Origin of the sequence: Achromobacter ruhlandii, assembly GCF_002082135.1 — a bacterium.
Taxonomy (GTDB): domain Bacteria; phylum Pseudomonadota; class Gammaproteobacteria; order Burkholderiales; family Burkholderiaceae_B; genus Achromobacter; species Achromobacter ruhlandii.
The window spans coordinates 4,336,637-4,359,431 of the sequence record NZ_CP017433.1 but is presented as its reverse complement, the minus strand read 5'-3'; the positions used below and the strand labels follow the sequence as shown (position 1 = coordinate 4,359,431).

Below are 22,795 nucleotides of genomic sequence, written 5' to 3'. Positions count from 1 at the left end.
CCATGTCCGCTTCGCCCGACTCCGCCAGCGCCGCGGACATCGCCGCCGCCGCCCGGCGCCTGCTGGCCGGCGAGCTGGTCGCGTTCCCGACCGAAACCGTCTACGGCCTGGGCGCGGACGCCGAGAACCCGCAGGCCGTGGGCCGGATCTACGCCGCCAAGGGCCGGCCGTCGAACCACCCGGTGATCGTGCACATCGCGCCGCAGGGCGACCTGTCTTACTGGGCGGCCGAGGTGCCGACCGAGGCGCGCCTGCTGATCGACGCCTTCTGGCCCGGTCCGCTGACGCTGATCCTCAAGCGCGCGCCGCACATCGCCGACACCGTCAGCGGCGGCCAGGACAGCATCGGCATCCGCTGCCCCTCGCATCCGGTGGCGCAGGCGCTGCTGGCGGCGTTCGCGGCCGGCAAGCCGAACGGGCAGGGCGGCGTGGCCGCGCCGTCGGCCAACAAGTTCGGCCAGGTCTCTCCCACCCGCGCCGACCACGTCCGCAGCGAATTTCCCGACGAGGTCGCGGCCGGCATGCCGGTGCTGGAAGGCGGCGCCTCGGAGGTCGGCATCGAATCGACCATCCTGGACCTGTCGCGGCTGGACCGCGGCGCCGGCCCGGTGCTGCTGCGCCCCGGCCACATCAGCGCCGCGCAGATCGAGGCCGTGCTGGGCGTGCAGGTGTTCGCGCCCGACGCCGCCGCGCCGCGCGCCTCGGGCACGCTGAAGGCGCACTATGCGCCGCGCACGGCGCTGGAACTGGCGTCCGACGCGCGCCTGCAAGCCGCGCTGCAAGGCCGCGGCCTGCCGTCGGGCAAGGTCGTGGTGGTGGCGTACACGCCGCCGCCGGCGGCCGTCGATGCGCGCATCCTGTGGCAACAGGTGCCGGCCGATCCGGCGCGCTACGCCCAGGCGCTGTATGCCTTGTTGCGCGACCTGGACGGCCAGGGCTTCGCGCGCATCATCGTGCAGGCGCCGCCGGACAGCGAGGCGTGGCACGCGGTCAACGACCGCATCGGCCGCGCCGCCGCCGCGTTCACGCTCGACACCACGGACTTGTAGGAGGGGGGGCGGCCGCTCAGGCCGCCAGGAATTCCCCGATCCTGGCCACCGCCTGGCGCATCGGCGCCAGGAATTCCCCCGTCAATCGCTCCAGCGGCACCCGCGCCGCCTTGACGCTGACGTTGACGGCGCCGCAGGCCTTGCCGCTGGCCGAGCGCACCGGCACCGAGATGGCGCGCACATTCAATTCGAGTTCCTGGTCGACCACCGCGTAGTCCTGCTCGCGGATGCGCGCCAGCTCGGCCCGCAGCCGCGCTTCGGTGGTGATGGTGAACTCGGTGTAGGGCTGCAGTTCGATGGCGGCGAAGTAGCGCGCCAGCGCCGGCTCGGACAACTGCGCCAGCAGCACCCGGCCGATCGAGGTGCAATAGGCCGGCAGCCGGCTGCCCAGCCCCATCGAGGTGGCCAGCAGCCGGTTCACTTCCGAGCGCGCCAGGTAGAGCATTTCGTGCCCTTCCATGATGGCCAGCGCGCAGGTCTCGTTGACGCTGGCGCTCAGTTCCTCCAGCACCGGCTGCGCCAGCGAGACGAATGGCGTGGACGAGAAGTAGGCATAGCCCAGCCCCAGGATGCGCGGCGTCAGGATGTACTGGCGGCCATGCTGTTCGGCGATGCCCAACAGGATCAGCGTGTGCAGGCAGCGCTGCACCACCGCGCGCGGCAGGCCGGCGCGGCGCGCCAGTTCGGCCGCGGTCTGCGGATGGCGACGGGTGCCGAAGGCGCGGATCACGTGCAGGCCGCGCGCCAGCGTCAGCATGTAGTCGGGATCGCCGCGCAACTGATCAGGGTGATCCTCGGGAGCGAGGGGCGCGGCGTAGCCGGGCGGGGGAAGGTGGGGCAGCATCAGCCTGCGCGCAGCGGCGCGCCGGTGCGTGCCTGTAGCGCTGTCAATGTCATGCCGTCGATCATATCCCGGACCCACAGGCCGTCGGGCGTCACGTCGATCACGGCCAGGTCGGTGTAGATGCGGTCGACCACGCCGGCGCCGGTCAGCGGATAGGCGCAGCGCTCAACGATCTTGGGCGAGCCGTCCTTGCTGTTGTGCTCCATCAGGATGTAGACGCTGCGCGCGCCCACCGCCAGGTCCATGGCGCCGCCCACGGCCGGCGCCTCGCCGGGCTTGTTGAGCGACCAGTTGGCCAGGTCGCCGTTGGCCGCGACCTGCATGCCGCCCATGACGCAGATGTCCAGGTGGCCGCCGCGCATCATGGCGAAGGAGTCGGCGTGGTGGAAGTAGGCGCCGCCTTCGAGCAGCGTCACCGGCTGCTTGCCGGCGTTGATGAGGTCCAGGTCGATGTCGTCCTCGGCCGGCGGCGGGCCCATGCCGAGAATGCCGTTTTCGCTGTGCAGCACGATCTCACGGCCGGCGGGCAGGTGCGCGGCCACCAGCACCGGCATGCCGATGCCCAGGTTGACGTAGCTGCCGTCGGGAATGTCTTGCGCCAGGCGCCGCGCCATGGCTTCGCGGGTCAGGGGAGTGGGCATGGGGAATCCTTCAACTGGAGAACGCGGAGTGCGCCACCTGGGTGACGCGCTTGACGAAGATGCCCGGCGTCACCACGGCCTCGGGCGACAGCTCGCCCAACGCCACCTTGGCGCGCACCTGCACGATGGTGGTTTTCGCGGCCATGCACATGATGGGGCCGAAGTTGCGGGCGCTTTTGCGGTAGGTGAGATTGCCCCAGCGGTCGGCCAGGTCGGCCTTGACCAGCGCGAAGTCGCCGTGCAATGGGGTTTCGAAGACATGGCCGCGGCCGTCGATGATGCGGGTTTCCTTGCCGGCGGCCAGTTCGGTGCCATAGGCCGTGGGGGTGAAGAAGCCGCCCAGGCCGGCGCCGGCGGCGCGCAGCCGTTCGGCGATGGTGCCCTGCGGCACGCATTCCAGTTCGATGGCGCCGCGCCGGTACAGGTCGTCGAAGACCCACGAATGCGAGGCCTTGGGAAACGAGCAGATCACCTTGCGCACGCGGCCGGCCTTGATCAGCGCGGCCAGGCCGGTCTCGTGGTTGCCGGCGTTGTTGCTGACCACGGTGAGTTCGCGCGCGCCCTGGTCGATCAGGGCGTGCAGCAGTTCGGTGGGCATGCCGGCGCCGCCGAAGCCGCTGACCAGCACGGTGGCGCCGTCGTGGATGTCGGCCACGGCGGCGGCGGGGGTGTCGATGAACTTGTCGATCATGGTTGCCTTGGTATCAGGCGGGGCGCGGGTTGCCGGCGCGCCCCGCGGCCATCAGTCCACGGTGATGCGGGCCTGCTTGATGATTCCCGCATAGCGCGCCGAGTCCTGCTTCATCAGTTCGGCGAACTGCGCCGAGGTGCCGCTGGCCGGCAGGAAGCCGGCGTCCAGGAATTTCTGGCGCACGTCCGGCTCCTGCACGATCTCGCTGATCTCGCGCGCCATGCGTTCGATGATCGGCTTGGGCGTGTTGGCCGGCGCCATCAGGCCGGCCCACGAACCGGTGACGAAGCCCGGCATGCCGGCTTCCTCCATGGTGGGTATCGACGGCTCGGTCGGCCAGCGCTGCCGGCCAGTGAAGCCCAGCGCCTTCAGGCGGTTCTGCTTGACGTACTGCATCGGCACCAGGATCGGGTCGAACACCATCGACACCCGGCCGCCCAGCAGGTCGGTGAGGATCGGCGCGCTGCCCTTATAGGCCACGTGCGTCATGGTGATGTTGTTGCGCAGCGCGAAATCAGCGCCGGTCAGGTGCGCGCTGGAGCCGTTGCCGCTGGAGGCGTAGGTGAGCTTGTCGGGATGCTTGCGGGCGTATTCCACCAGTTCGGCGACGCTGTTGACAGGCAGGTCCTGCGCCACGAACAGGAACAGCGGCAGGTCGGCCATCTGCGCCACGGGAACCAGATCGTCGGGCTTGTAGCCCAGTTTGTAGAGATGGAAGTTGATGATGTAGGCCGGCAGGATCGATAGGAAGGTGTAGCCGTCCGGGTCGGCTTTGGCCGCGATCGCCGAGCCCACGCTGCTGTTGGCGCCGGGGCGGTTCTCGACAATGATGGTCTGCTTCAGGCGCGGGCCGAGCTTTTCGACCACGATGCGCGTGACGATGTCGGTAGAACCGCCCGGGGTATAGGGCACGATGATCTTGATGGGTTTGCTGGGCCAGTCCTGCGCGTGGGCGGGGCCGGCGGCCAGGCCGGTGGCGGCCAGGGCGGTGCAGAGCAGGGTCTTGAGGGCGTTGCGGCGGTGCCTTGCCGCGAGGCTGCCGGGCTGCGGTTTCCTTGCAAGTGCCATGGATTTGTCTCCTCCATGAGTCGGCCGTGTGCCCGTGTGCGTCCCGGGTTTTTGTTGTGGCGCGGCCGGTTTTTCTGTGAGTTGGTGAGTGCGCCGTCCAGCGGACAGGACGCGAAAAAAGTATGGCACGCAGGGGTCGCCCGACCGCCGCGCGGACCTGTCAATAAAGTTCGATCACCGGACTTCGAGTGCATTTCCGCTGCCGCCTGCTACTCGGGTTTCCTCTAGGCTCGCGTGCGTTGTTCACGCCGTGGACATGGCGTAATCTGGCGGCCGGCCCGCAAAGCATGGGCTTGGTTTCAGCCGCGGCAGGCCTACAGGCCGGCGCGGGCATCTAATTCAGGAGAAGCAACAATGAAGCGGTTGATTTCGTTTGCTGCCGGCGCGCTTGCCCTGGCGTGCGCATCCCAGGCGGCGGTGGCCGGCCCCACGCTGGATGCGGTCAAGAAGAAGGGGTACGTGCAGTGCGGCCTGACCGACGGCGTCTCGGGCTTCTCGGCCACCAACAGCAAGGGCGAATGGGAAGGCATGGATGTGGACATCTGCCGCGCCGTCGCCGCCGCCGTGTTCGGCGACCCGACCAAATTCAAGGGCACGGCGCTGTCGACCCAGCAACGCTTCACCGCGTTGCAATCGGGCGAAGTCGACGTGCTGCTGCGCACCGTCACGCTGACGCAGACCCGCGACACCTCGCTGGGCCTGTCGGCCGTGGCCGCCAGCTTCTATGACGGCCAGGGCATCCTGGTGAACAAGAAGCTGGGCGTGAAAAGCGCCAAGGAACTGAACGGCGCCACCGTCTGCGTGCAGCCGGGCACCACCACCGAACTGAACCTGGCCGACTGGTTCCGCGCCAACAACATCGAATTCAAGCCGGTCGTGATCGACAAGGTCACCGAGGTCGTGCGCGCCTTCGAGTCGGGCCGTTGCGATGCCTTCACCGACGACGCCTCGCAGCTGGCCGCCGTGCGCGCCACGCAGGTCGCCAAGCCGGACGACTACGAGATCCTGCCGGAACGCTTCTCCAAGGAGCCGCTCGGCCCCATGGTGCGCCAGGGCGACGAGAACTGGCTGGGCATCGTCCGCTGGACGCTGTTCGCGCTGCTGGAAGCCGAGGAATACGGCATCACGCAGAAGAACGTGGACGAGATGCTCAAGAGCAACAACCCCAACATCTCGCGCATCCTGGGCGTGACGCCGGGCGCCGGCAAGAACATGGGCCTGGACGAGAAGTGGGCCTACAACGCCATCAAGGCCGTGGGCAACTACAGCGAAGTGTTCGAGCGCAACGTCGGCAAGGACAGCAAGCTGGGCCTGCAACGCGGCACCAACGCGCTGTGGAGCAAGGGCGGCGCGATGTACCCGTGGCCGATCCGCTGATCGCGGTGACCTGAGCACGAATGGCCCGCCTTGCGCGGGCCGTTTTGTTTGCGGCACGCCGCCTGCCCGGACGCGCAGAGCGTTGGATCGTTGAGCGATATGATCGAACCGTTATGCGGTACGCTATGCGCTTTTCCACCGGACGCATCCCGCGCCATGACGCAGACCCGACCCGAGGATTCCCCCTTGTTCATCGCCGCGCTGGCGCGCGGCGTTTCCGTGCTGCGGGCCTTCAGCGAAGGCCGGCCGGCGATGACGCTGCCGGAACTCGCCGAGGCCACCGGCCTGAGCAAGAGTTCGGTACAGCGGTTCACGCACACCTTGTGGACGCTGGGCTATTTGCGCAAGGACCCGGCCAGCAAGAAATTCTCGCTGGGGCCGTGGTCGCTGGAATTGGGCATGAAATACGTGCAGACCAGCCCGCTGGTGCTGGGCGGCAATCCGTTCCTGCACACGCTCAATCGCAACTGCCAGGAAACGTGCAGCCTGGCCGAGCCTGACGGGTTGGACATGGTCTACGTGGCGCGCTTTGCGACCCATAAGGAAATGTTCGTCAACATGCCGGTGGGCATGCGCTTGCCGCTGTATTGCACGGCTGCCGGCCGCGCGGTGCTGGCGCGGCTGGATCCGGCGGTGGCGCGCGGCTTGCTGGAACGCTGCGACCGCAAGGCGTACACCGCGGCCACCCTCACCGAGCTGGATGCGCTGCTGGCCGAACTGGAGTTCGCGCGCCGCCATGGCTACGCGCGTTCCAATGGCGAGTTCTATCCAGGCGACATCACTGTCAGCGCGGCGGTACTGGATGCGGGCGGCACGCCGCTGGGCGCCGTCAACGTCTCGGTGCCATCCAGCCGCTGGTCGTTCGAACAGGCGCAGGCCGTGTTCGGGCCGCAGGTAGTGGAGACGGCTCACGCCATCAGCGCCTCTCGCACCTTGGGACGCTCGCATCCGTTTTATGAACTCGAACCGCCGGGCGGCGCGTTGCGGGGCGCGCCCTTGGGCGACGACGAGGCCTGATCGGGGCCGGGCCCGACCGCGAACGCGGATGTTCGGGGCGACGAAGACGCGACGACATGAGACGCCAATTTGGAGCGCCAGCGCGACGCGCCAAATTGAGGCGGCACCTTGAGGCGTCGACGGAAGATATCACCTTGAGGCAGCTCCTCGACCGGCCAACTTGAGGCGTCGGCGACGCACCGCCCTGGGGCGCCACCCTGTTAATTCCTTACTATCTCAATCGGGTATTAATTCGCCGATCAAGGGAAATTCCCTAATTGGCGGCATACCCGCACGCACGTTAATCTATTTTTGACACGATCGTATCGTATAGCGATTTGTTCAAATCTAAATTTTCACTCTGCCACAAGCTTGCTGCCTGTCGCCAAGGAGCCGTGCCGTGCCGTCGTCCGCCGAAGTCCGCTTTCATCCCGCGTCGGGATTCATGGGCCTGCCGCCGGCCCGCGCCGCCGGAACCGGCGCCGCGCGCGCCTGCGTCGTGGGCATCCCGTTCGACTGCGGCACGCACCCGTTCCGGGTCGGTTCGCGGCAGGGGCCGGACGCGATTCGCGAACAGTCGCGCCTGCTGCGGCCGGTGGACATCTTCCGCCGCCACGGCATCGACAATCCGCCCGAGTTCCTGCGCGCCATCGACGTCGGCAACGTGGCCTGCCATCCTGGCGATCCCGACGCCTCGTATCCGCTGATCGAGGCGGGCATCGGCGCCATCCTCGATGCGGGCGCCATCCCGATCTCGATGGGCGGCGACGGCGCCGTGACGCTGCCGCAGTTGCGCGCCGTGGCCCAATGCCACCCGGACTTTGTGGTGCTGCATTTCGACTCACACACCGACACCTACCCGATCCCCGGCTACAACACCGCCACCACCTTCACCCGCGCCGCCGAGGAAGGCCTGCTGGACGTGCGCCGCAGCTTCCACGTGGGCACGCGCGGCAGTTCGTTCATGCCGGGCGTCATCGAGTTCGGCCGCGAGGTCGGCTACACCATCGTGCCCTTCGACGAGTTCGACCAGGACCAGAAGGGCGCGCTCGACGCCATCAAGCAGCAGATCGGCGAGCGGCCGGTGTACCTGTGCTTCGACATGGACATCTTCGACCCGTCCTGCGCGCCCGGCGTCTGCACGCCGGAGTGGGGCGGCCTGTCGCCCAAGGAAGGGCTGGGCCTGTTGCGCCAACTGGCGGGCCTGAATTTCGTGGCGTTCGACGTGAACACCGTTTCGCCACCGCAGGACGTGCAGGGCGCCACGGCGTTCCTGGCCGCCACCGTCGTGCAGGAATTCTGCGCGTTGGCGGCGGTGGCGGTACGGCAGTACCCGCAAGGACGCCCGGACTGAACCGGCGCATTGCGGCATCCATTTCATACAAGGGGAATTGCATGAAACTCAAATCCATCCTGCTCGGCCTGGCTTCGGCCACGCTGCTGGTCCAGGCCGGCGCCAGCGTGGCGCGCACGCTCGACGAGGTGCGCGCCGACAAGACCTTGAACGTGGTCACCACCGCGTCGGCGCCGCCGCACGGCTTCAAGAACCCGCAGTCGAACCGGCTCGAAGGCATCATGGTGGACGTGGCCGCCGCGGTCGGCAAGCATCTGGGCGTGGCCGACAAGCTCACCGACGTGCCGTTCTCGGGCCTCATTCCGACGCTGACCTCGGGGCGCGCCGATCTGATGTCGGCGCCGTTGTTCATCACCGAGGAGCGGGCCCGCGCCATCGACTTTTCGGCGCCTGTGTACGAATGGGGCGAGGGCATCGTGGTCAGCGACAAGGCCACCCGCCGCTACGCCAAATTCGAGGACATGCAGGGCCAGAAGGTCGGCGTGCTGGTGGACTCGGTGCAGTTCAACATGATCAAGGACATGCCGGGCACCAAGGTATCGACCTACCAGGACTATTCCACGCTGCTGGCCGATGTGCGCGCCGGCCGCGTCGATCTGGGCATCGTCGATCCGCCCAGCATCATCTACCAGATCAAGACCAAGAACATCCCCGGCGTGAAGCTGGACACCGGCTACCAGCCGCAGCGCAAGTGGCAGGTGGGCATGGCGGTGCAGAAGGGCAATACGGCGCTGCTGGAGGCCGTCAACGCCGCGCTGGCCGAGATGAAGCGCAACGGCGAACTGGCCGCGATCGGGCAGAAGTGGGGCGTATCCGACCTGCTCAGCAAGTAATGCCGCCGCCGCGCGGATAAGCAGCACGAGTTAAGGAGCAAGCATTGGATCTCGCCACGTTGCGCATGTACCTGAGTCCCCTGGCCGAGGGCACGCTCTGGACCCTGGCGCTGTTTTTCTGTTCGGCTTTCCTGGCGGTGGCGCTGGGCCTGGTGGTGTGCCTGTGCCGCCTGTCGCGGCGGCCGCTGGTCAGCCGCGCGGCCCGCGTCTACATCGACATCATCCGCGGCACGCCGCTGCTGCTGCAGCTGTTCTACATCTACTACGGCCTGCCGGAGCTGGGCGTGGTGATCAACGGCTTCGTGGCCGGCGTGCTGGGGCTGACGCTGAACTTCGGCGCCTACCTGGCCGAGCTGTTCCGCAGCGGCATCCAGTCGGTGGATGCCGGCCAGTACGAGGCGGCGCGGGCGCTGGGCCTGCGGCGCACGCAGCGGCTGCAGCGCATCGTGCTGCCGCAGGCGCTGCGCACCATATTCCCCGCGCTGGGCAACTACGCGCTGGTGCTGGTCAAGGAGACCTCGCTGGTGGCGGTGATCAGTGTCTATGAACTGATGCGCGCCGGCGAAATGCTGGCGGGCGCGACCTTCCAGGCGCTGACGGTCTACACCATGGTGGGCGTCATCTATTTCGCCCTGTGCAGCGTGCTGGCCTACCTGTTCCGCCGCTCGGAAAAGCGCCTGACCGTGCCGGGTTACTGGAGCGGCGCCGGCGACAACCACGACATTTCAAAGGCCTGACGCGATGGACGGACTGAACGACGCGGCGCCGATCATCACGATGCGGGGCGTCTCCAAATGGTATGGCGATTTCAAGGTGCTGGACGGGCTGGACCTGGAGGTCCGCCCCGGTGAAAAGCTGATCCTGTGCGGCCCGTCCGGCTCGGGCAAGTCCACCACCATCCGCCTGTTGAACCGGCTGGAGGAGCACCAGCAGGGCACGATCGTGGTCGACGGCATCGAGCTGAACGACGACGTCGGCAACATCGAACGCATCCGCGCCGAGGTGGGCATGGTGTTCCAGCACTTCAACCTGTTCCCACACCTGACGGTGCTGGAAAACTGCACGCTGGCGCCGATGCTGGTCAAGGGCGTGGCGCCGGCGGAGGCGCAAAGCCGTGCCATGCAGTATCTGGAGCGCGTCAGGATCCCGCAGCACGCCGCCAAGTATCCGGGCCAACTGTCCGGCGGCCAGAAGCAGCGCGTGGCGATTGCCCGCGCGCTGTGCATGCAGCCCAAAATCATGCTGTTCGACGAGCCGACCTCTGCGCTCGATCCGGAGATGGTCAAGGAAGTGCTGGACACCATGGTGGCGCTGGCGCGCGACGGCATGACGATGGTCTGCGTGACCCACGAGATGGGCTTTGCGCGCGAGGTGGGCGACCGGGTGGTGTTCATGGACCAGGGCGCGATCGTCGAGACCGACACGCCGGACAACTTCTTCCGGGCGCCGCGTTCGGAGCGGGCGCAGGCCTTTCTGGGACAGATCCTGGCGTAGGCGCGGCCCTCGCCTGGCGGGACAGCGTTGGGGGCGCGGTCTGAATTCCGGTTGCCGGAACCTGGGGAATGGTTCCATGCCGAGCCGCGTAAATGGCTCTACCCGGTTTGCGCTACGCTACCTATCATGCCAAATCGGGCCGGCGCGCCGCCGCCGGCCCGAGCCTACGTAAAACAACCAGGGAAACACGATGAACGGCGCTGATAGTCTTTGCGATACCCTTCTGGCCAATGATGTGGACGTCTGCTTTGCCAACCCGGGCACGTCCGAGATGCACTTCGTCGCGGCGCTGGATCGCAAACCGAAGATGCGCTGCGTGCTGGGCCTGTTCGAAGGCGTGGTGACGGGCGCCGCCGATGGCTACGCGCGCATGGCCGACAAGCCGGCCGCCACGCTGCTGCACCTGGGGCCGGGCCTGGGCAACGGCCTGGCCAACCTGCACAACGCCAAGCGCGCGCGCACGCCGATGGTCAACATCGTCGGCGATCACGCCACCTACCACGTGCAATACGACGCGCCGCTGACCAGCGACGTCGAAGGCGTGGCGCGGCCCATGTCGCACTGGGTCAAGCGCGGCATGTCGGCCGAATCGATGTCGGCCGATGCCGCCGAGGCCATTGCCGTGGCGCGCCGCCATCCGGGCAACATCGCCACCCTGATCCTGCCGGCCAACTCCGCCTGGACCGAGCTGCCGGCCGACACCGCGGTGGCCAAGGTGGTCGACGAGGCCGTGCCGCACACCACCATCGAGGCGGTGCGCGCCGCCGCCAAGGCGATCCGCTCCGGCGAAACCACCACGCTGCTGCTGGGCAGCACCGCGCTGCGCGAACGCGCGCTCAAGGCCGCCGGCCGTATTGCCCGCGCCACTGGCGTGCGGCTCATGTCCGAGACCTCCAACCGCCGCGTCGAGCGCGGCGGCGACCGCACGCCGGTCGACCGCCTGCCGTACCCGATCGACCTGGCGGTGGCCAAGCTCAAGGACGTGCGCCACCTGGTGCTGGTCGGCGCCAAGGCCCCGGTGGGCTTTTTCGCCTATCCCGGCAAGCCCAGCCTGCTGGCGCCAGAGGATTGCGAGAAGATCGTGCTGGCCACCGTCGAGCAGGACCTGGCGCATGCGCTGGAATGGCTGGCCGACGAACTCGGCATCGCCGCCGACGCGCCGCGCCTGGCGGCGCCCGCGCCGGCCTACGAGGTGCCGGCCAGCGGCAAGCTGACCGGCGCCGCCGTCAACATCCTGGTGGCGCACCACTTGCCCGAGAATGCCATCGTCTGCGACGAGTCCATCACCCAGGGCCGCGAATTCCCGATCTACAGCGCCAGCAGCGCGCCGCATGACTGGCTGATGCTGACAGGCGGCGCCATCGGCATCGGCCTGCCGCTGGCGGCCGGCGCGGCGGTGGCCTGCCCGGACCGCAAGGTCATCACCCTGCAGGCGGACGGCAGCGGCATGTACACCTTACAGGCGCTGTGGACGCAGGCGCGCGAGAACCTGGACTGCCTGACGGTGATCCTGGCCAACCGTTCCTACGCCACGCTGCACGGCGAAATGAAGAACGTGGGCGTGCAGGAGCCGGGCCGCAACGCGCGCCGCATGCTCGACCTGGAAGAACCGTATCTGGACTGGACGCACCTGGCGCGCGGCATGGGCGTGGAGGCGGTCAGCGTCGATACCGTGGAAGGCTTCGCCCGCGCCTTGCAGGACGGCCTGAAGCGCCGCGGCCCGTTCCTGATCGAAGCGTTGATCTGACCCGCCCCGCCCCGCGCCGCGAGCAGGCGGCGCGGGGTAATCAGACCCCCAGGTAGCGAGTCAGCTGTTCGGGCGCGGCGGCCAGCGCCGCGCTGTCGCCGTCCTGCACGATCAATCCCTTTTCCATCACCAGGCAGCGGTCGGTGTGCGCCAGCACCGCGCGGTAGTTGCGGTCGACGATCAGCGTCGACATGCCGGTGGCGCGGATCTGCCGGATGATCTTCCAGATCTCGGCCACGATCAGCGGCGCCAGGCCTTCGGTGGCTTCGTCCAGGATCAGCAGGTCGGGGTTGGTCATCAACGCCCGGCCAATCGCCAGCATCTGCTGTTCGCCGCCCGACAGCTGCTGGCCGCCATGGCCCAGCCGTTCCGTCAGGCGCGGGAAGGTCTCCAGCACCCGCGCATAGGTCCAGTCGCGCCGTCCCTGTTCGCCGGCGCGCGCCGCCACCAGCAGGTTCTCGCGCACGCTCAGGTTGGGGAAGATGCCGCGGCCTTCGGGTACGTACGCCACGCCCAGTTGCGCGATGGCGTGCGGCCGGGCGCGGGTGCAGTCGGCGCCGCGCACCGCCACGCGGCCCTGGGCGCTGCGCACCTGGCCCACCAGGCTGCGGATCAGCGTGGTCTTGCCCATGCCGTTGCGGCCCACCAGTCCCACGGACTCGCCGGCGCCGATGCGCAGGCCGACGCCGCGCAGCACGTGGCTGGCGCCGTAGTACACATGCAGGCCGTCGGCTTCGATCAGTGCGCGCATGTGAAGTCTCCGTCCAGGTCTTCGCCCAGGTAGGCGGTGCGCACCTCGGCATGGGCGCGGATCCGCGCCGGGTCGCCGCTGGCGATGCTGCTGCCGTTGACCATCACGGTGATGGTGTCGGCGATGCGGAACACCGCGTCCATGTCGTGCTCGACCAGCAGGATGGCGTGGTTGGCCTTGAGCGTTTGCAGCAGCGCCAGGATGCGGTCGGTTTCCTCCGGGCCCATGCCGGCCAGCGGTTCGTCCAGCAGCAGCACCTGCGGTTCGCCGGCCAGGCACATGGCGATCTCGAGCTGCCGCTTGCGGCCATGCGGCAGCAGCCCCGCCGGTTGCATGGCGTCGGCCGCCAGGCCGGTGCGCTCCAGCGCGTGCGCGGCCAGGTCGGCGCTGACCGCGCAGGCCGAGGCCGGCCGCCACCAGTGCCAGAAGCGCTGGCGCCGCGCCTGCGCCGCCAGCCGGCAGTTTTCGAACACGCTCAGTTCCGGGAACAGGGTCGAGCGCTGGTAGCTGCGGCCCAGGCCGGCGCGGGCGCGCTCAGGCTGGTCCCAGGCGGTGATGTCGCGCCCGCCCAGCGACACCTGGCCGCTGCTGGGCGCCAGTTCGCCGGACAGGATGTTGATGAGGGTCGACTTGCCCGCGCCATTGGTGCCGATGACGGCATGCACTTCGCCGCGTTGCAATGCCAGCGATACGCCGTTGACGGCGGTCAGGCCGCCGAAGCGCCGGGTGACCGCGTTGGCGGTCAGCAGGGGATCAGGCATGGGGCTCTCCTTGGATCGGCAGGGCCAGCGGTTTGGCGGCGGGCGAGGCCGGCGTGTTGGGGGCGTGGCGGGCGCGGCGCCGGCGCCATTGCGCCGGCAGGCCGGCCAGCCCGTCGGGCAGCAGCGCGACCAGCGCGATGATGGCCAGGCCCAGCGGCAGGTGCCAGTGGCGCGCGTAGTCGCCGAACAGCGCCTGCGACTGGAACAGTTCCTGCAGCAGCACCAGCGTCGCCGTGCCCAGTACCGCGCCGCCCAGGCTGCCCATGCCGCCCAGGATCACCATCAGCAGCACCAGCCCCGATTGTTCCCAGGCCAGCAGCTCGGGCGTGACGAAGCCATCCTTGAGCGCGAACAGAAAGCCGGCCAGCCCCGCCAGCGCGGCGCCGATCACATACGCCGCCAGCTTGTACGGATAGGTCGAATAGCCGGCCGCCCGCATGCGCTGTTCGTTGATGCGGATGCCGGCCAGCGCCGCGCCGAACGGCGAGCGCCGCAGCAGGGCCAGGAAGCCCCAGGTCAGCGCCAGGCAGGCCAGCACGAAGAAATAATAGGTATTGCCCTGGTCCAGGTCGAATGGCAGCCAGCCTGCGATATTGGCCTGCGGCCGGAAGTACAGGTAGATGCCGTCGCTGCCGCCGCCGACCTTGGTGTCATGGAACACGTAGTAGGCCATCTGCGCGAAGGCCAGCGTCACCATGATGAAGTACACGCCGCGCGTGCGCAGCGCCAGCGCGCCGGTCAGCGCGGCGTAGGTGGCCGCCGCCAGCAGCGCCGCCGGCAGCAGCCACCACAGGCTGGCCGCCTCCGACTGCGGCGACAGCAGCGCGGCGGCATAGGCGCCGATGCCGAAGAACGCCGCGTGCCCCAGGCTGACCAGCCCCGCGCCGCCCACCAGCAATTGCAGGCTGAGCGCGAACACCGCGTAGATCATGATCTTCACGGCCAGGCCGGTGTAGTAGTCGCTGCCGCTCCAGGCGAAGGCGGCCAGCGCCAGCAGGGTCGCGACAGGCAGGAGTCGATTCACGTTCATGGTCAGCCCTGTTTGAACAGCCCTTCGGGCTTGCACAGCAGAATCGCGGCCATCAGCACGTACACCAGCACGCCCGCGGCGGCGGGGAACAGCACCTGGCCGAAGGTCTCGACCACGCCCACCAGCATCGCCGCCAGGAACGCGCCGCGGATCGAACCGATGCCGCCGATCACCACCACCACGAAGCAGATGATGAGCACGCCGTTGCCCATGCCCGGATACACCGACGACACCGGCGCGGCGATGCTGCCGGCCAGCGCCGCCAGCGCCACGCCGGCGGCGAACACCAGCCGGTACAGCTTGTTGACGTCGATGCCCAGCGATCCGGTCATCTCGCGGTTGCTGGCGCCGGCGCGCAGCATCATGCCGAGCCGCGTGCGCGCGATGACCCAGTACAGCAGCAGCGCCACCGCGATGCCCACCGCCGAGATGAACAGCCGGTACACCGGGTAGGTCATCACATCGCCCAGCGCGATGCTGCCCTGCAGCCAGGACGGCAGCGGCACGCCGTGCACATCGTTGCCCACCAGGATGCTGCGCAGTTCCTCGAACACCAGGATCAGGCCGTAGGTCATCAGCACCTGCTGCAGGTGGTTGCGGCGGTACAGGTAGCTGAAGAACGCCGCCTCCAGCAGATAGCCGAGCGCGGCCGCGGCCAGCACGCACACCGCCAGGGTGGCGACGAAGCCGCCGCCGAGCCAGCGGTCCACCGCCGGCCCCAGCGCGAACGCCATGTAGGCGCCGATCATGTAGAAGCTGCCGTGCGCCAGGTTGATGATCCCCATGATGCCGAAGATCAGCGTGAGCCCGCTGGCCACCAGGAACAGCAACAGGCCGTACTGGAAGGCGTTCAGGCTCTGGATGAGCAGGATGCCGAGGTCCATGGGGACTCTCCTGTCCTAGAGCTTGCAGCCGCGGGCCGGGTCGGCCAGCTTGCGCACGGCCACGTCCACCACCTTGTTTTCCAGGCCGTCGACGCGGCGCAGGTAGATGTCCTGCACCGGGTTGCCGGCCTTGGACAGCGTGAACGCGCCGCGCGGGCTGTCGACCGTGGCGCCCCGCATGGCCTCGCGGAATTCCGCCTTCTTGCCGAAGTCGCCCTTGACCGCCGCCAGCCCCGACTGCATCAATTGCGCGGCGTCGTAGCCTTGCACCGCGTACACGTCGGGCTGCATGTTGTAGGCCTTGCCGTAGTCGGCGCGGAAGGCGTTGTCGCGCGGCGTGTTCAGGCCGTCGGCGTAGTGCAGGGTGGTCAGCAGCCCCTGCGCCGACGCGCCCTGCGCTTGCAGCGTGCCGTCGGTGAGAAAGCCCGAGCCGTACAGCGGGATGGTCTTGTCCAGGCCGGCCGCGTGATAGTCCTGCACGAACTTGACCGCGCCGCCGCCGGCGAAGAAGGTGAACACCATGTCGGGCTTGAGCGCGGCGATCTCGGTCAGGAGCGACTGGAATTCGACGTTGGGGAAGGGCAGGCTCAGTTCCTTGACCACCTTGCCGCCGGCCTGCTCGAAGCCTTCCTTGAAACCACCGATGGCCTCGTCGCCGGCCGCGTACTTCCAGGTGATGGTCACCGCCGTCTTGTGGCCGCGCGCCTTGGCCACCGGGCCCATGGCGTAGGCCGGCTGCCAGTTGGTGAACGAGGTGCGGAAAATGCCGGGGCCGCACAGCGGGCCGGTGATGGCGTTGGCGCCGGCGTTCGTCACGATGAGCGTGGTGTCGGCGTCCTTGGCGGCCTTGGCCAGCGCCATCGCCACGCCCGAGTGCACGGTGCCGATCAGCACGTCGACCTGGTCGCGCTTGATGAGGCGGTTGGCGTTCTCGGCGGCCTTGGACGGATTGGACTCGTCGTCCACCTTGAAGTACTCGATCTCGCGCCCGCCGAGCTTGCCGCCCTGTTCGGCCACATACAGCTTGAAGCCGTTCTCGATGGCGGTGCCGAGCGCGGCGTAGGTGCCGCTGTAGGGCAGCATGAAGCCGACTTTGAGCTTGTCGGCGGCCAGGGCGCCGCTTGCGGCCAGCATCAGCGCCGCGCTCAGCGCGGCCCGGGTCAGGGCGTGGGTCATGGTGGTGTCTCCGTGCTTGTCATGGGCTGCCGCTGGGGCGGCCGGGTTGGTCCAGCGCGCCGACGAAGCCGGCGATGGCCTGGATAACGATGGCGGGCTGGTCCTTGTGCGGCGAGTGGCGGCAGTCGGGAATCTCCAGCAGCCGTGTCTGCGGCGCGGCGCGGCGGATGCCGCGTATCTGTTCGAGCGTGCCGTATTCATCGTCCACGCCCTGCATCGCCAGCACGGGGCAGGCGATGGCGGGCAGGTGATCCTCGATGTTCCAGCGGCGGAAGGCGGGATCCAGCCAGACGTCGTTCCAGCCGCGAAAGGCCGAATCGACGTCATCGTGATGGCGTGCCAGCCGCGCGCGCAGGTCGGTGTCGCGGTAGGCCTGGCGCGCCTGTTCGATATGCGCCACGGTGCGGTCCTCGACGAAGATGTGCGGCGCGGCCACCGCGACGCCCGCGACTGCGTCGGGATGCAGGGCGGCGTAGAGCAGCGCGATGGAGCCGCCATCGCTGTGGCCGAACAGGATGGGCCGATCTCGCTTGGCGTCGATGCCAAGCGCGGCGAGCAGTGCGGGCAGTACGTCGGCGGCCTCGCGGTGCATGAAGTCGACCGGACGCTTTTCGCCCGCGGCCAGCGGCGTGGAGCGGCCGTAGCCATGGCGCGAATAGACCAGCCCGCGGCAGCCGGCGGCGGCGCAGGCCTGCCGCGGCCAGTCCTTCCACATCGACACGGACCCCAGCCCTTCGTGCAGGAACACCAGCAGCGGCGCGTCCCGGCGCGCGGCCGCGATCCACTGGTACTCCAGGCGCAGGTCGCGTCCCGCCGCGCGCACGTCGGCCAGAGCGGTGGGCTCGGGAGCGGGCACGGCGCTCATGGCGTGACCTGTTCCAGCTGCCGCAGGCGGAATCGCTGGATCTTGCCGGTGGCGGTCTTGGGCAGTTCGTCGGTGAAGTCGATCTGGCGCGGATACTTGAAGGGCGCCAGGTGCTGCTTGACGTAGCGCTGCAGGTCGGCGCCGGTGTTCGCGTCCGGCGCGTAGCCCGGCCGCAGCACCACGTAGGCCTTGGTCTTGACCAGTCCGTCGTGGTCCGGCACGCCGATCACGGCGGCTTCGAGCACCGCCTCGTGCTGCACCAGCACGTTCTCCACTTCCACCGGCGACACGTACTGGCCGCTGACCTTGATCATGTCGTCGCTGCGGCCGGCATAGGTGTAGTAGCCGTCGGCGTCGCAGATGTACTTGTCGCCGCTCTTGAGCCAATCGCCCAGGAAGCACTGGCGCGTCTTGTCGCGGTTGTTCCAGTACATCAGCGCCGCGCTCGGGCCCTTGATGTACAGGTCGCCAATCGCGCCGGCGGCCACCGGCGCGCCGTTATCGTCGCGCAGTTGCACCTCGTAGCCGGGCACCGGCTTGCCGGTGGTGCCGTAGCGCAACTGCCCGGCGCGGTTCGACAGGAAAATGTGCAGCATCTCGGTCGAGCCGATGCCGTCCAGGATGTCACAGCCGAAATGGCGCTGGAAGCGTTCGCCGATGTCGCGCGGCAGGGCTTCGCCGGCCGAGGTGCAGATGCGCATCGCCACCTGTTCGCGCGGCGGCAGGTCGGGCGCGGCCAGCATGCTGGCGTACAGCGTCGGCACGCCGTAGAACACGGTCGGACGGTGCCGCACCAGGCGCTGGAATACGGCCTGCGGCGTGGGCCGCTCGGCCATCAGCACGACGGTGGCGCCCACCGACAGCGGAAAGGTCAGGCCGTTGCCCAGCCCGTAGGCGAAGAACAGCTTGGCGGCCGAGAACGCAATATCGTCCTCGCGGATGCCCAGCACCGGCTTGGCGTAGAGCTCGGCGGTGTGCCACAGGTTGCCATGGGTGTGGACCACGCCCTTGGGCTTGCCGGTGGAGCCCGACGAATACAGCCAGAAGGCGATCTCATCGGACAGCGTGCGCGCGGCCGGCGCCAGCGGGGCGGCGGCCAGCAGCGCGTCGAGTTCGTGCGCGCCGGCAGGCAGCGCCGCCGCGGGGCGTGACACCACCAGGTGCTCGACCTCGCCGGGCGCCTGCGCCAGCGCGGCCTGCAAGGTCGGCAGCAGGCTCTCGGAGACGAACGCGGCGCGCACGCGGCTGTGGTTGAGGATGTAGGCGTAGTCGTCCGGCGTCAGCAGGGTGTTCACGGCCACTGGCACCACGCCGGCGTGCAGCGCGCCTAGGAACACCACCGGCCAGTCCGCCGTGTCCTGCATCAGCAGCAGGATGCGTTCTTCGCGCCGCAGCCCCAACTGGCGCAGTGCGCCCGCCATGCGCGCCACGCGCTCGGCCAGTTCGCCGTAGGTGAGCTGGCGGGTGTCGTCGATGTAGGCCAGCTTGGCGGCGCGCGGCGCGTTCAAGGCGGCCAGGTGGCTGGCGAAGTTCAGTTCGGCGGGGCAGGCATTCACGGTTGTCTCCTGGTGTCCTGGCGGGCGGGGCGGCCTGTCCGGCGGTCCGCAAGCGTCTGGCGGCTTGTCGTGACCGGGGGCATGGCATGGGACGCGGGGTCAGCCCGCGCCGGCAGCCGGCCGGCCACGCGGGGCGCGGCCGGGGCGCTGTGGGGAAGCGGGGCGCGGATTCATGCGCGGGTGAACTCGATGGCGCCGCCGGGCAGCAGGTACAGCACCAGCGCGCGGCCCTGCGTCACGGTGGGGCGGTGGGCGCTGCCGGGGCCGTAGACCAGCCAGCCGGCGCCGTGGCCGTCGAAGCGCGCCGCGTCGGTCAGCGGCATGATCATGTCGACTTCGCCGTTGGGATGCGCGTGGTGCGGGCCGGCCAGGTCGTCCATGTCGACCACGTCCACCGAGCAGCCGCCCAGGTCCTCGGCCGGCTTGATGACGCGGCCGTAGCGGATGCCGCCGCCTTCGCGGTTGCACATCCAGCCGTCGGCCACGCCCTGCCTACAGGCGGCGAAGATGTCGGCGTACAACGCGCTGTCGGGGCCGGCCTGCTGGTTCAGGCGCTGCTGCAGGGCGCCGTCGAGCGCCTGGCCGGCCATCAGGTCCGTCACCTGGCGCATCAGCGCGTGGAATCGTTCTGGCGTGCTCACCCGGTCTCCTCCTATACACTGTCGGCGCTTCAGCGGCGGATGCAATCCAGTGCTGTTTTGTCGCACCTGACACGCTGTTGAAGCTGTTTGAGGAAAAATAGTGCTTCCATTGATGTGGGTCAAGCACTATAGTGCATAAATCGGGTGTTATCAGGGTTTTTGCGGAGTCAGCTACACCATGAACCAAGCGCTAGAAGACGCGGCGCCAACCGAACCCAGGCGGGAAGCCTTCCTGGTGGCGCTGGGCGAGCGGGTGCGCCGCCTGCGGGCCATCCGCGGCATGACGCGCAAGGGGTTGTCGCAGGTGACCGGCGTGTCGGAGCGGCATCTGGCCAATCTCGAGCACGGCGTGGGCAATGCCTCGATCCTGGTGCTGCTGCAGATCGCCAAGGCCTTCAACTGCGCGCTGGCCGAGCTGGTGGGGGATGTCACCACCGAATCGCCCGACTGGCTGCTGATCCGCGAGCTGCTTAGCGGCCGCACCGAGTCCGACCTGCAGCGCGCCCGCGAGGCGCTGACCCAGCTGTTCGGCGTGGGCGCCGGCGCGCAGCGCCCTAACCGCACCCAGCGCATCGCGCTGATCGGCCTGCGCGGCGCGGGCAAGTCGACGCTGGGCCAGATGCTGGCCGATGACCTGGGCTACCCGTTCGTCGAGCTGAACCGCGAGATCGAGCGCGTGGCCGGCTGCAGCATCCTGGAAATCCACAACCTGTACGGCCCGAACGCCTATCGCCGCTACGAGCGGCGCGCGCTGGAAGAGGCGGTGCAGATCTATCCGGAAATGGTGCTGGCCACCCCCGGCGGCCTGGTGTCCGAGCCGGCCACGCTCAACCTGCTACTGGCGCACTGCTACACGGTCTGGTTGCGCGCCACGCCCGAGGAGCACATGGGCCGGGTGATGGCGCAGGGGGACTTCCGGCCGATGTCCGGCAATAACGAAGCCATGGCCGACCTGAAGCGCATCCTGGCCGGGCGCGAGGCGTTCTACGCCAAGGCCGACCTGACCTGGGTCACCAGTCACCTGGAAGTGCAGGAGAGCTTCGCCGGCCTGCGTACCCAGGTGCGCAAGGCCTGCGGCTTGCCGCTGTAGTGCCCGCGTCTTTCGCCGACCGCCAGGGCCGCCCGTTGGGGCGGCCTTTTGTTTGGCGGGGCGCGGACGTCGGCCTGTCCGTCCAAGGATGGGGGCTTCAGTGGCATACGCCTCGACGTGTTTCCAACGACCTGCACTTTTGTGCATCTTTTGCTTGACGCTGATTTTTGCCTGCACTAATCTGCATAATAATTCATGTCGTGCAGTATTTTTCCTATCCGGCTAAGGCATCAGGAGACAAGCAATGAGCAGCGCCGCCAACAAGGTCGACTTTCGGACCGATCCCTCCCAGTACCGCCATTGGCGCCTGTCGTTCGATGGCCCCGTCGCCACGCTGGCGATGGACGTGGCCGAGGACGGCGGCCTGCGTCCGGGCTACAAGCTCAAGCTCAATTCCTACGACCTGGGCGTGGACATCGAGCTGCACGACGCGCTGCAGCGCATCCGCTTCGAGCATCCCGAGGTGCGCAGCGTGGTCGTCACCAGCATGAAAGACCGCATCTTCTGTTCGGGCGCCAACATCTTCATGCTGGGCCTGTCCTCGCACGCCTGGAAGGTGAACTTCTGCAAGTTCACCAACGAAACCCGCAACGGCATCGAGGACTCCAGCCGCCATAGCGGCCTGAAATTCATCGCCGCGCTCAACGGCGCCTGCGCCGGCGGCGGCTACGAGCTGGCCCTGGCCTGCGACGAGATCCTGCTGATCGACGACCGCTCGTCCTCGGTCGCGTTGCCCGAAGTGCCGCTGCTGGGCGTGCTGCCGGGCACCGGCGGCCTGACCCGCGTCACCGACAAGCGCCGCGTGCGCCACGATCACGCCGACATCTTCTGCACCCTGGTCGAAGGCGTGCGCGGCCAGCGCGCCAAGGACTGGCGCCTGGTCGACGACGTGGTCAAGCCGGCGCAGTTCGAGGCCGCGGTGCGCGAGCGCGCGCTGGCGCTGGCCGAGGGCAGCAGCCGCCCCGCCGGCGAGGCAGGCGTGGCGCTGACGCCGCTGGCGCGCGAGGAAGGCGCCGATGCCTTGTCCTACCGCTACGTCGACGTGCAACTGGATCGCGCCAAGCGCCAGGCCACCTGGACGGTGCGCGCGCCGCAAGGCCCGGTGGAATCGGAACTGGCCGACATCGTGGCCGCCGGCGCGGCCTGGTGGCCGCTGCAGATGGCGCGCGAACTGGACGACGCCATCCTGTCGCTGCGCACCAATGAACTCGACATCGGCACCTGGATCTTCAAGACCGAGGGCGACGCGCAGGCCTTGCTGGCCGCCGACGCCGCGCTGCAACGCCACGCCGATCACTGGTTCGTGCGCGAAACCGCGGGCCTGCTGCGCCGCACGCTGGCGCGCCTGGACGTGACCTCCCGCAGCCTGTTCGCGCTGGTCGAACCGGGTTCGTGCTTTGCCGGCACGCTGCTGGAACTGGCGCTGGCCGCCGACCGCAGCTACATGCTGGACAGCGACGGCGAGGAACACGACGCGGCCCGGCTGATCGTGGGCGAGGCCAACTTCGGCGCCTACCCGATGGTCAACGGCCAGAGCCGCCTGCAACGCCGCTTCCACGAGGAAACGGCGCCGCTCGAAGCGGTGCGGGCACGCGCCGGCCAGCCGCTGGCCGCGCGCGACGCGCTGGAACTGGGGCTGGTGACCTACGCGCCCGACAGCATCGACTGGGACGACGAGGTGCGCATGATGCTGGAAGAGCGCCGCGCGCTGTCGCCCGATGCGCTCACCGGCCTGGAAGCCAACCTGCGCTTCGGCGGCCGCGAAACCATGGAAACGCGCATCTTCGGCCGCCTGACCGCCTGGCAGAACTGGATCTTCAACCGCCCCAACGCGGCGGGCGAGAAGGGCGCGCTCAAGCTCTACGGCAAGGGCGAGCAGGCGACATTCGACTGGAACCGCGTCTAGCGCGGCCCACGCAGCAAGTCCCCATACACGGCGCCGGCCCG

The 22,795-nt window shown here is 68.7% G+C and carries 22 protein-coding genes; 10 read left to right on the top strand and 12 right to left on the bottom strand.

Annotation, left to right across the window (positions count from 1 at the left end; translation table 11 throughout):
* The first annotated feature begins 2 nt into the window (after window positions 1-2).
* Window positions 3-1,049 carry an L-threonylcarbamoyladenylate synthase gene (locus AruCF_RS19620; protein WP_049075475.1) on the top strand — a complete coding sequence of 349 codons (1,047 nt, stop codon included), beginning with the start codon at window positions 3-5 and terminating at the stop codon, window positions 1,047-1,049.
* A gap of 16 nt (window positions 1,050-1,065) precedes the next feature.
* Here the strand turns inward: AruCF_RS19620 and AruCF_RS19615 are convergent, their stop codons facing one another.
* From AruCF_RS19615 to AruCF_RS19600, 4 genes are read right to left on the bottom strand one after another with little or no spacing between them, the layout of a single operon-like run.
* Window positions 1,066-1,893 (bottom strand): IclR family transcriptional regulator domain-containing protein, encoded by an 828-nt coding sequence (locus tag AruCF_RS19615; RefSeq protein WP_049075473.1) that lies wholly within the window; start codon window positions 1,891-1,893, stop codon window positions 1,066-1,068.
* Window positions 1,893-2,534, bottom strand: a complete 642-nt coding sequence (locus AruCF_RS19610; RefSeq protein ID WP_049075471.1) for a 3-oxoacid CoA-transferase subunit B — start codon at window positions 2,532-2,534, stop codon at window positions 1,893-1,895. The genes AruCF_RS19615 and AruCF_RS19610 overlap by 1 nt, the downstream gene beginning before the upstream one ends.
* A 10-nt stretch (window positions 2,535-2,544) precedes the next feature.
* Entirely contained in the window at window positions 2,545-3,225 is a 681-nt protein-coding gene (locus AruCF_RS19605) for a 3-oxoacid CoA-transferase subunit A (protein ID WP_049075470.1), read from the bottom strand.
* Window positions 3,226-3,276: 51 nt separating this feature from the next.
* Window positions 3,277-4,293 (bottom strand): Bug family tripartite tricarboxylate transporter substrate binding protein, encoded by a 1,017-nt coding sequence (locus tag AruCF_RS19600; protein ID WP_049075468.1) that lies wholly within the window; start codon window positions 4,291-4,293, stop codon window positions 3,277-3,279.
* Window positions 4,294-4,647: 354 nt separating this feature from the next.
* Here AruCF_RS19600 and AruCF_RS19595 point away from each other — a divergent pair, with 354 nt between their 5' ends.
* The 7 genes from AruCF_RS19595 (at window position 4,648) to AruCF_RS19565 (ending at window position 12,094) form a co-directional block, all read left to right on the top strand.
* Window positions 4,648-5,670 carry an amino acid ABC transporter substrate-binding protein gene (locus AruCF_RS19595; protein WP_006385546.1) on the top strand — a complete coding sequence of 341 codons (1,023 nt, stop codon included), beginning with the start codon at window positions 4,648-4,650 and terminating at the stop codon, window positions 5,668-5,670.
* A 156-nt stretch (window positions 5,671-5,826) separates the two neighbouring features.
* A complete protein-coding gene (locus tag AruCF_RS19590) occupies window positions 5,827-6,687 on the top strand; it encodes an IclR family transcriptional regulator (RefSeq protein ID WP_049075467.1) in 861 nt (286 codons plus the stop codon).
* Between the two features lie 424 nt (window positions 6,688-7,111).
* Window positions 7,112-8,020, top strand: a complete 909-nt coding sequence (locus tag AruCF_RS19585) for an arginase family protein (RefSeq protein ID WP_049078006.1) — start codon at window positions 7,112-7,114, stop codon at window positions 8,018-8,020.
* Window positions 8,021-8,061: 41 nt separating this feature from the next.
* Entirely contained in the window at window positions 8,062-8,853 is a 792-nt protein-coding gene (locus tag AruCF_RS19580) for an ABC transporter substrate-binding protein (protein ID WP_049075465.1), read from the top strand.
* A gap of 44 nt (window positions 8,854-8,897) precedes the next feature.
* Window positions 8,898-9,590, top strand: a complete 693-nt coding sequence (locus AruCF_RS19575; protein WP_049075464.1) for an amino acid ABC transporter permease — start codon at window positions 8,898-8,900, stop codon at window positions 9,588-9,590.
* Between the two features lie 4 nt (window positions 9,591-9,594).
* Window positions 9,595-10,347 (top strand): amino acid ABC transporter ATP-binding protein, encoded by a 753-nt coding sequence (locus AruCF_RS19570; protein WP_049075462.1) that lies wholly within the window; start codon window positions 9,595-9,597, stop codon window positions 10,345-10,347.
* Between the two features lie 190 nt (window positions 10,348-10,537).
* Window positions 10,538-12,094: an acetolactate synthase large subunit gene (locus AruCF_RS19565; protein ID WP_049075461.1), complete on the top strand. Its 1,557-nt coding sequence runs from the start codon at window positions 10,538-10,540 to the stop codon at window positions 12,092-12,094.
* Window positions 12,095-12,134: 40 nt separating this feature from the next.
* On the opposite strand, the gene AruCF_RS19560 is transcribed toward AruCF_RS19565, so the two are convergent.
* From AruCF_RS19560 to AruCF_RS19525, 8 genes are all read right to left on the bottom strand, one after another.
* The gene (locus tag AruCF_RS19560) at window positions 12,135-12,845 is read right to left on the bottom strand and encodes an ABC transporter ATP-binding protein (protein WP_026383166.1); all 711 of its coding nucleotides are present in this window, start codon (window positions 12,843-12,845) and stop codon (window positions 12,135-12,137) included.
* The gene (locus tag AruCF_RS19555) at window positions 12,833-13,606 is read right to left on the bottom strand and encodes an ABC transporter ATP-binding protein (protein ID WP_049075459.1); all 774 of its coding nucleotides are present in this window, start codon (window positions 13,604-13,606) and stop codon (window positions 12,833-12,835) included. The genes AruCF_RS19560 and AruCF_RS19555 overlap by 13 nt, the downstream gene beginning before the upstream one ends.
* Window positions 13,599-14,636 carry a branched-chain amino acid ABC transporter permease gene (locus tag AruCF_RS19550; RefSeq protein WP_049075457.1) on the bottom strand — a complete coding sequence of 346 codons (1,038 nt, stop codon included), beginning with the start codon at window positions 14,634-14,636 and terminating at the stop codon, window positions 13,599-13,601. The genes AruCF_RS19555 and AruCF_RS19550 overlap by 8 nt, the downstream gene beginning before the upstream one ends.
* Window positions 14,637-14,638: 2 nt before the next feature.
* Complete coding sequence (locus tag AruCF_RS19545; protein ID WP_006385541.1) at window positions 14,639-15,520, bottom strand: branched-chain amino acid ABC transporter permease; 882 nt, start codon at window positions 15,518-15,520, stop codon at window positions 14,639-14,641.
* A 15-nt stretch (window positions 15,521-15,535) separates the two neighbouring features.
* A complete protein-coding gene (locus AruCF_RS19540) occupies window positions 15,536-16,696 on the bottom strand; it encodes an ABC transporter substrate-binding protein (protein WP_049075455.1) in 1,161 nt (386 codons plus the stop codon).
* 19 nt (window positions 16,697-16,715) lie between these two features.
* A complete protein-coding gene (locus AruCF_RS19535) occupies window positions 16,716-17,561 on the bottom strand; it encodes an alpha/beta fold hydrolase (protein WP_049075453.1) in 846 nt (281 codons plus the stop codon).
* Window positions 17,558-19,117 (bottom strand): benzoate-CoA ligase family protein, encoded by a 1,560-nt coding sequence (locus AruCF_RS19530; RefSeq protein WP_049075451.1) that lies wholly within the window; start codon window positions 19,115-19,117, stop codon window positions 17,558-17,560. The genes AruCF_RS19535 and AruCF_RS19530 overlap by 4 nt, the downstream gene beginning before the upstream one ends.
* A 170-nt stretch (window positions 19,118-19,287) precedes the next feature.
* Entirely contained in the window at window positions 19,288-19,758 is a 471-nt protein-coding gene (locus AruCF_RS19525) for a DUF4863 family protein (protein ID WP_020926744.1), read from the bottom strand.
* A 178-nt stretch (window positions 19,759-19,936) separates the two neighbouring features.
* Between AruCF_RS19525 and AruCF_RS19520 the strand changes: the two genes are divergently transcribed.
* Window positions 19,937-20,848, top strand: a complete 912-nt coding sequence (locus tag AruCF_RS19520; RefSeq protein WP_006385536.1) for a helix-turn-helix transcriptional regulator — start codon at window positions 19,937-19,939, stop codon at window positions 20,846-20,848.
* Between the two features lie 244 nt (window positions 20,849-21,092).
* On the top strand, window positions 21,093-22,754 hold the full coding sequence (gene boxC / locus AruCF_RS19515; RefSeq protein WP_049075449.1) for a 2,3-epoxybenzoyl-CoA dihydrolase: 1,662 nt from the start codon (window positions 21,093-21,095) through the stop codon (window positions 22,752-22,754).
* Window positions 22,755-22,795: the final 41 nt, after the last annotated feature.

Excerpts from the sequence above, each read along its gene's own strand:
- AruCF_RS19545 (WP_006385541.1), bottom strand. The coding sequence starts at position 15,520 with ATGGACCTCGGCATCCTGCTCATCCAGAGCCTGAACGCCTTCCAGTAC.
- AruCF_RS19580 (WP_049075465.1), top strand. The coding sequence starts at position 8,062 with ATGAAACTCAAATCCATCCTGCTCGGCCTGGCTTCGGCCACGCTGCTG.
- AruCF_RS19610 (WP_049075471.1), bottom strand. The coding sequence starts at position 2,534 with ATGCCCACTCCCCTGACCCGCGAAGCCATGGCGCGGCGCCTGGCGCAA.
- AruCF_RS19520 (WP_006385536.1), top strand. The coding sequence starts at position 19,937 with ATGAACCAAGCGCTAGAAGACGCGGCGCCAACCGAACCCAGGCGGGAA.
- AruCF_RS19615 (WP_049075473.1), bottom strand. The coding sequence starts at position 1,893 with ATGCTGCCCCACCTTCCCCCGCCCGGCTACGCCGCGCCCCTCGCTCCC.
- AruCF_RS19555 (WP_049075459.1), bottom strand. The coding sequence starts at position 13,606 with ATGCCTGATCCCCTGCTGACCGCCAACGCGGTCACCCGGCGCTTCGGC.
- AruCF_RS19620 (WP_049075475.1), top strand. The coding sequence starts at position 3 with ATGTCCGCTTCGCCCGACTCCGCCAGCGCCGCGGACATCGCCGCCGCC.
- AruCF_RS19550 (WP_049075457.1), bottom strand. The coding sequence starts at position 14,636 with ATGAACGTGAATCGACTCCTGCCTGTCGCGACCCTGCTGGCGCTGGCC.
- AruCF_RS19595 (WP_006385546.1), top strand. The coding sequence starts at position 4,648 with ATGAAGCGGTTGATTTCGTTTGCTGCCGGCGCGCTTGCCCTGGCGTGC.
- AruCF_RS19600 (WP_049075468.1), bottom strand. The coding sequence starts at position 4,293 with ATGGCACTTGCAAGGAAACCGCAGCCCGGCAGCCTCGCGGCAAGGCAC.
- AruCF_RS19540 (WP_049075455.1), bottom strand. The coding sequence starts at position 16,696 with ATGACCCACGCCCTGACCCGGGCCGCGCTGAGCGCGGCGCTGATGCTG.
- AruCF_RS19560 (WP_026383166.1), bottom strand. The coding sequence starts at position 12,845 with ATGCGCGCACTGATCGAAGCCGACGGCCTGCATGTGTACTACGGCGCC.
- AruCF_RS19590 (WP_049075467.1), top strand. The coding sequence starts at position 5,827 with ATGACGCAGACCCGACCCGAGGATTCCCCCTTGTTCATCGCCGCGCTG.
- AruCF_RS19585 (WP_049078006.1), top strand. The coding sequence starts at position 7,112 with ATGGGCCTGCCGCCGGCCCGCGCCGCCGGAACCGGCGCCGCGCGCGCC.
- AruCF_RS19535 (WP_049075453.1), bottom strand. The coding sequence starts at position 17,561 with ATGAGCGCCGTGCCCGCTCCCGAGCCCACCGCTCTGGCCGACGTGCGC.
- AruCF_RS19570 (WP_049075462.1), top strand. The coding sequence starts at position 9,595 with ATGGACGGACTGAACGACGCGGCGCCGATCATCACGATGCGGGGCGTC.
- AruCF_RS19605 (WP_049075470.1), bottom strand. The coding sequence starts at position 3,225 with ATGATCGACAAGTTCATCGACACCCCCGCCGCCGCCGTGGCCGACATC.
- boxC (WP_049075449.1), top strand. The coding sequence starts at position 21,093 with ATGAGCAGCGCCGCCAACAAGGTCGACTTTCGGACCGATCCCTCCCAG.
- AruCF_RS19565 (WP_049075461.1), top strand. The coding sequence starts at position 10,538 with ATGAACGGCGCTGATAGTCTTTGCGATACCCTTCTGGCCAATGATGTG.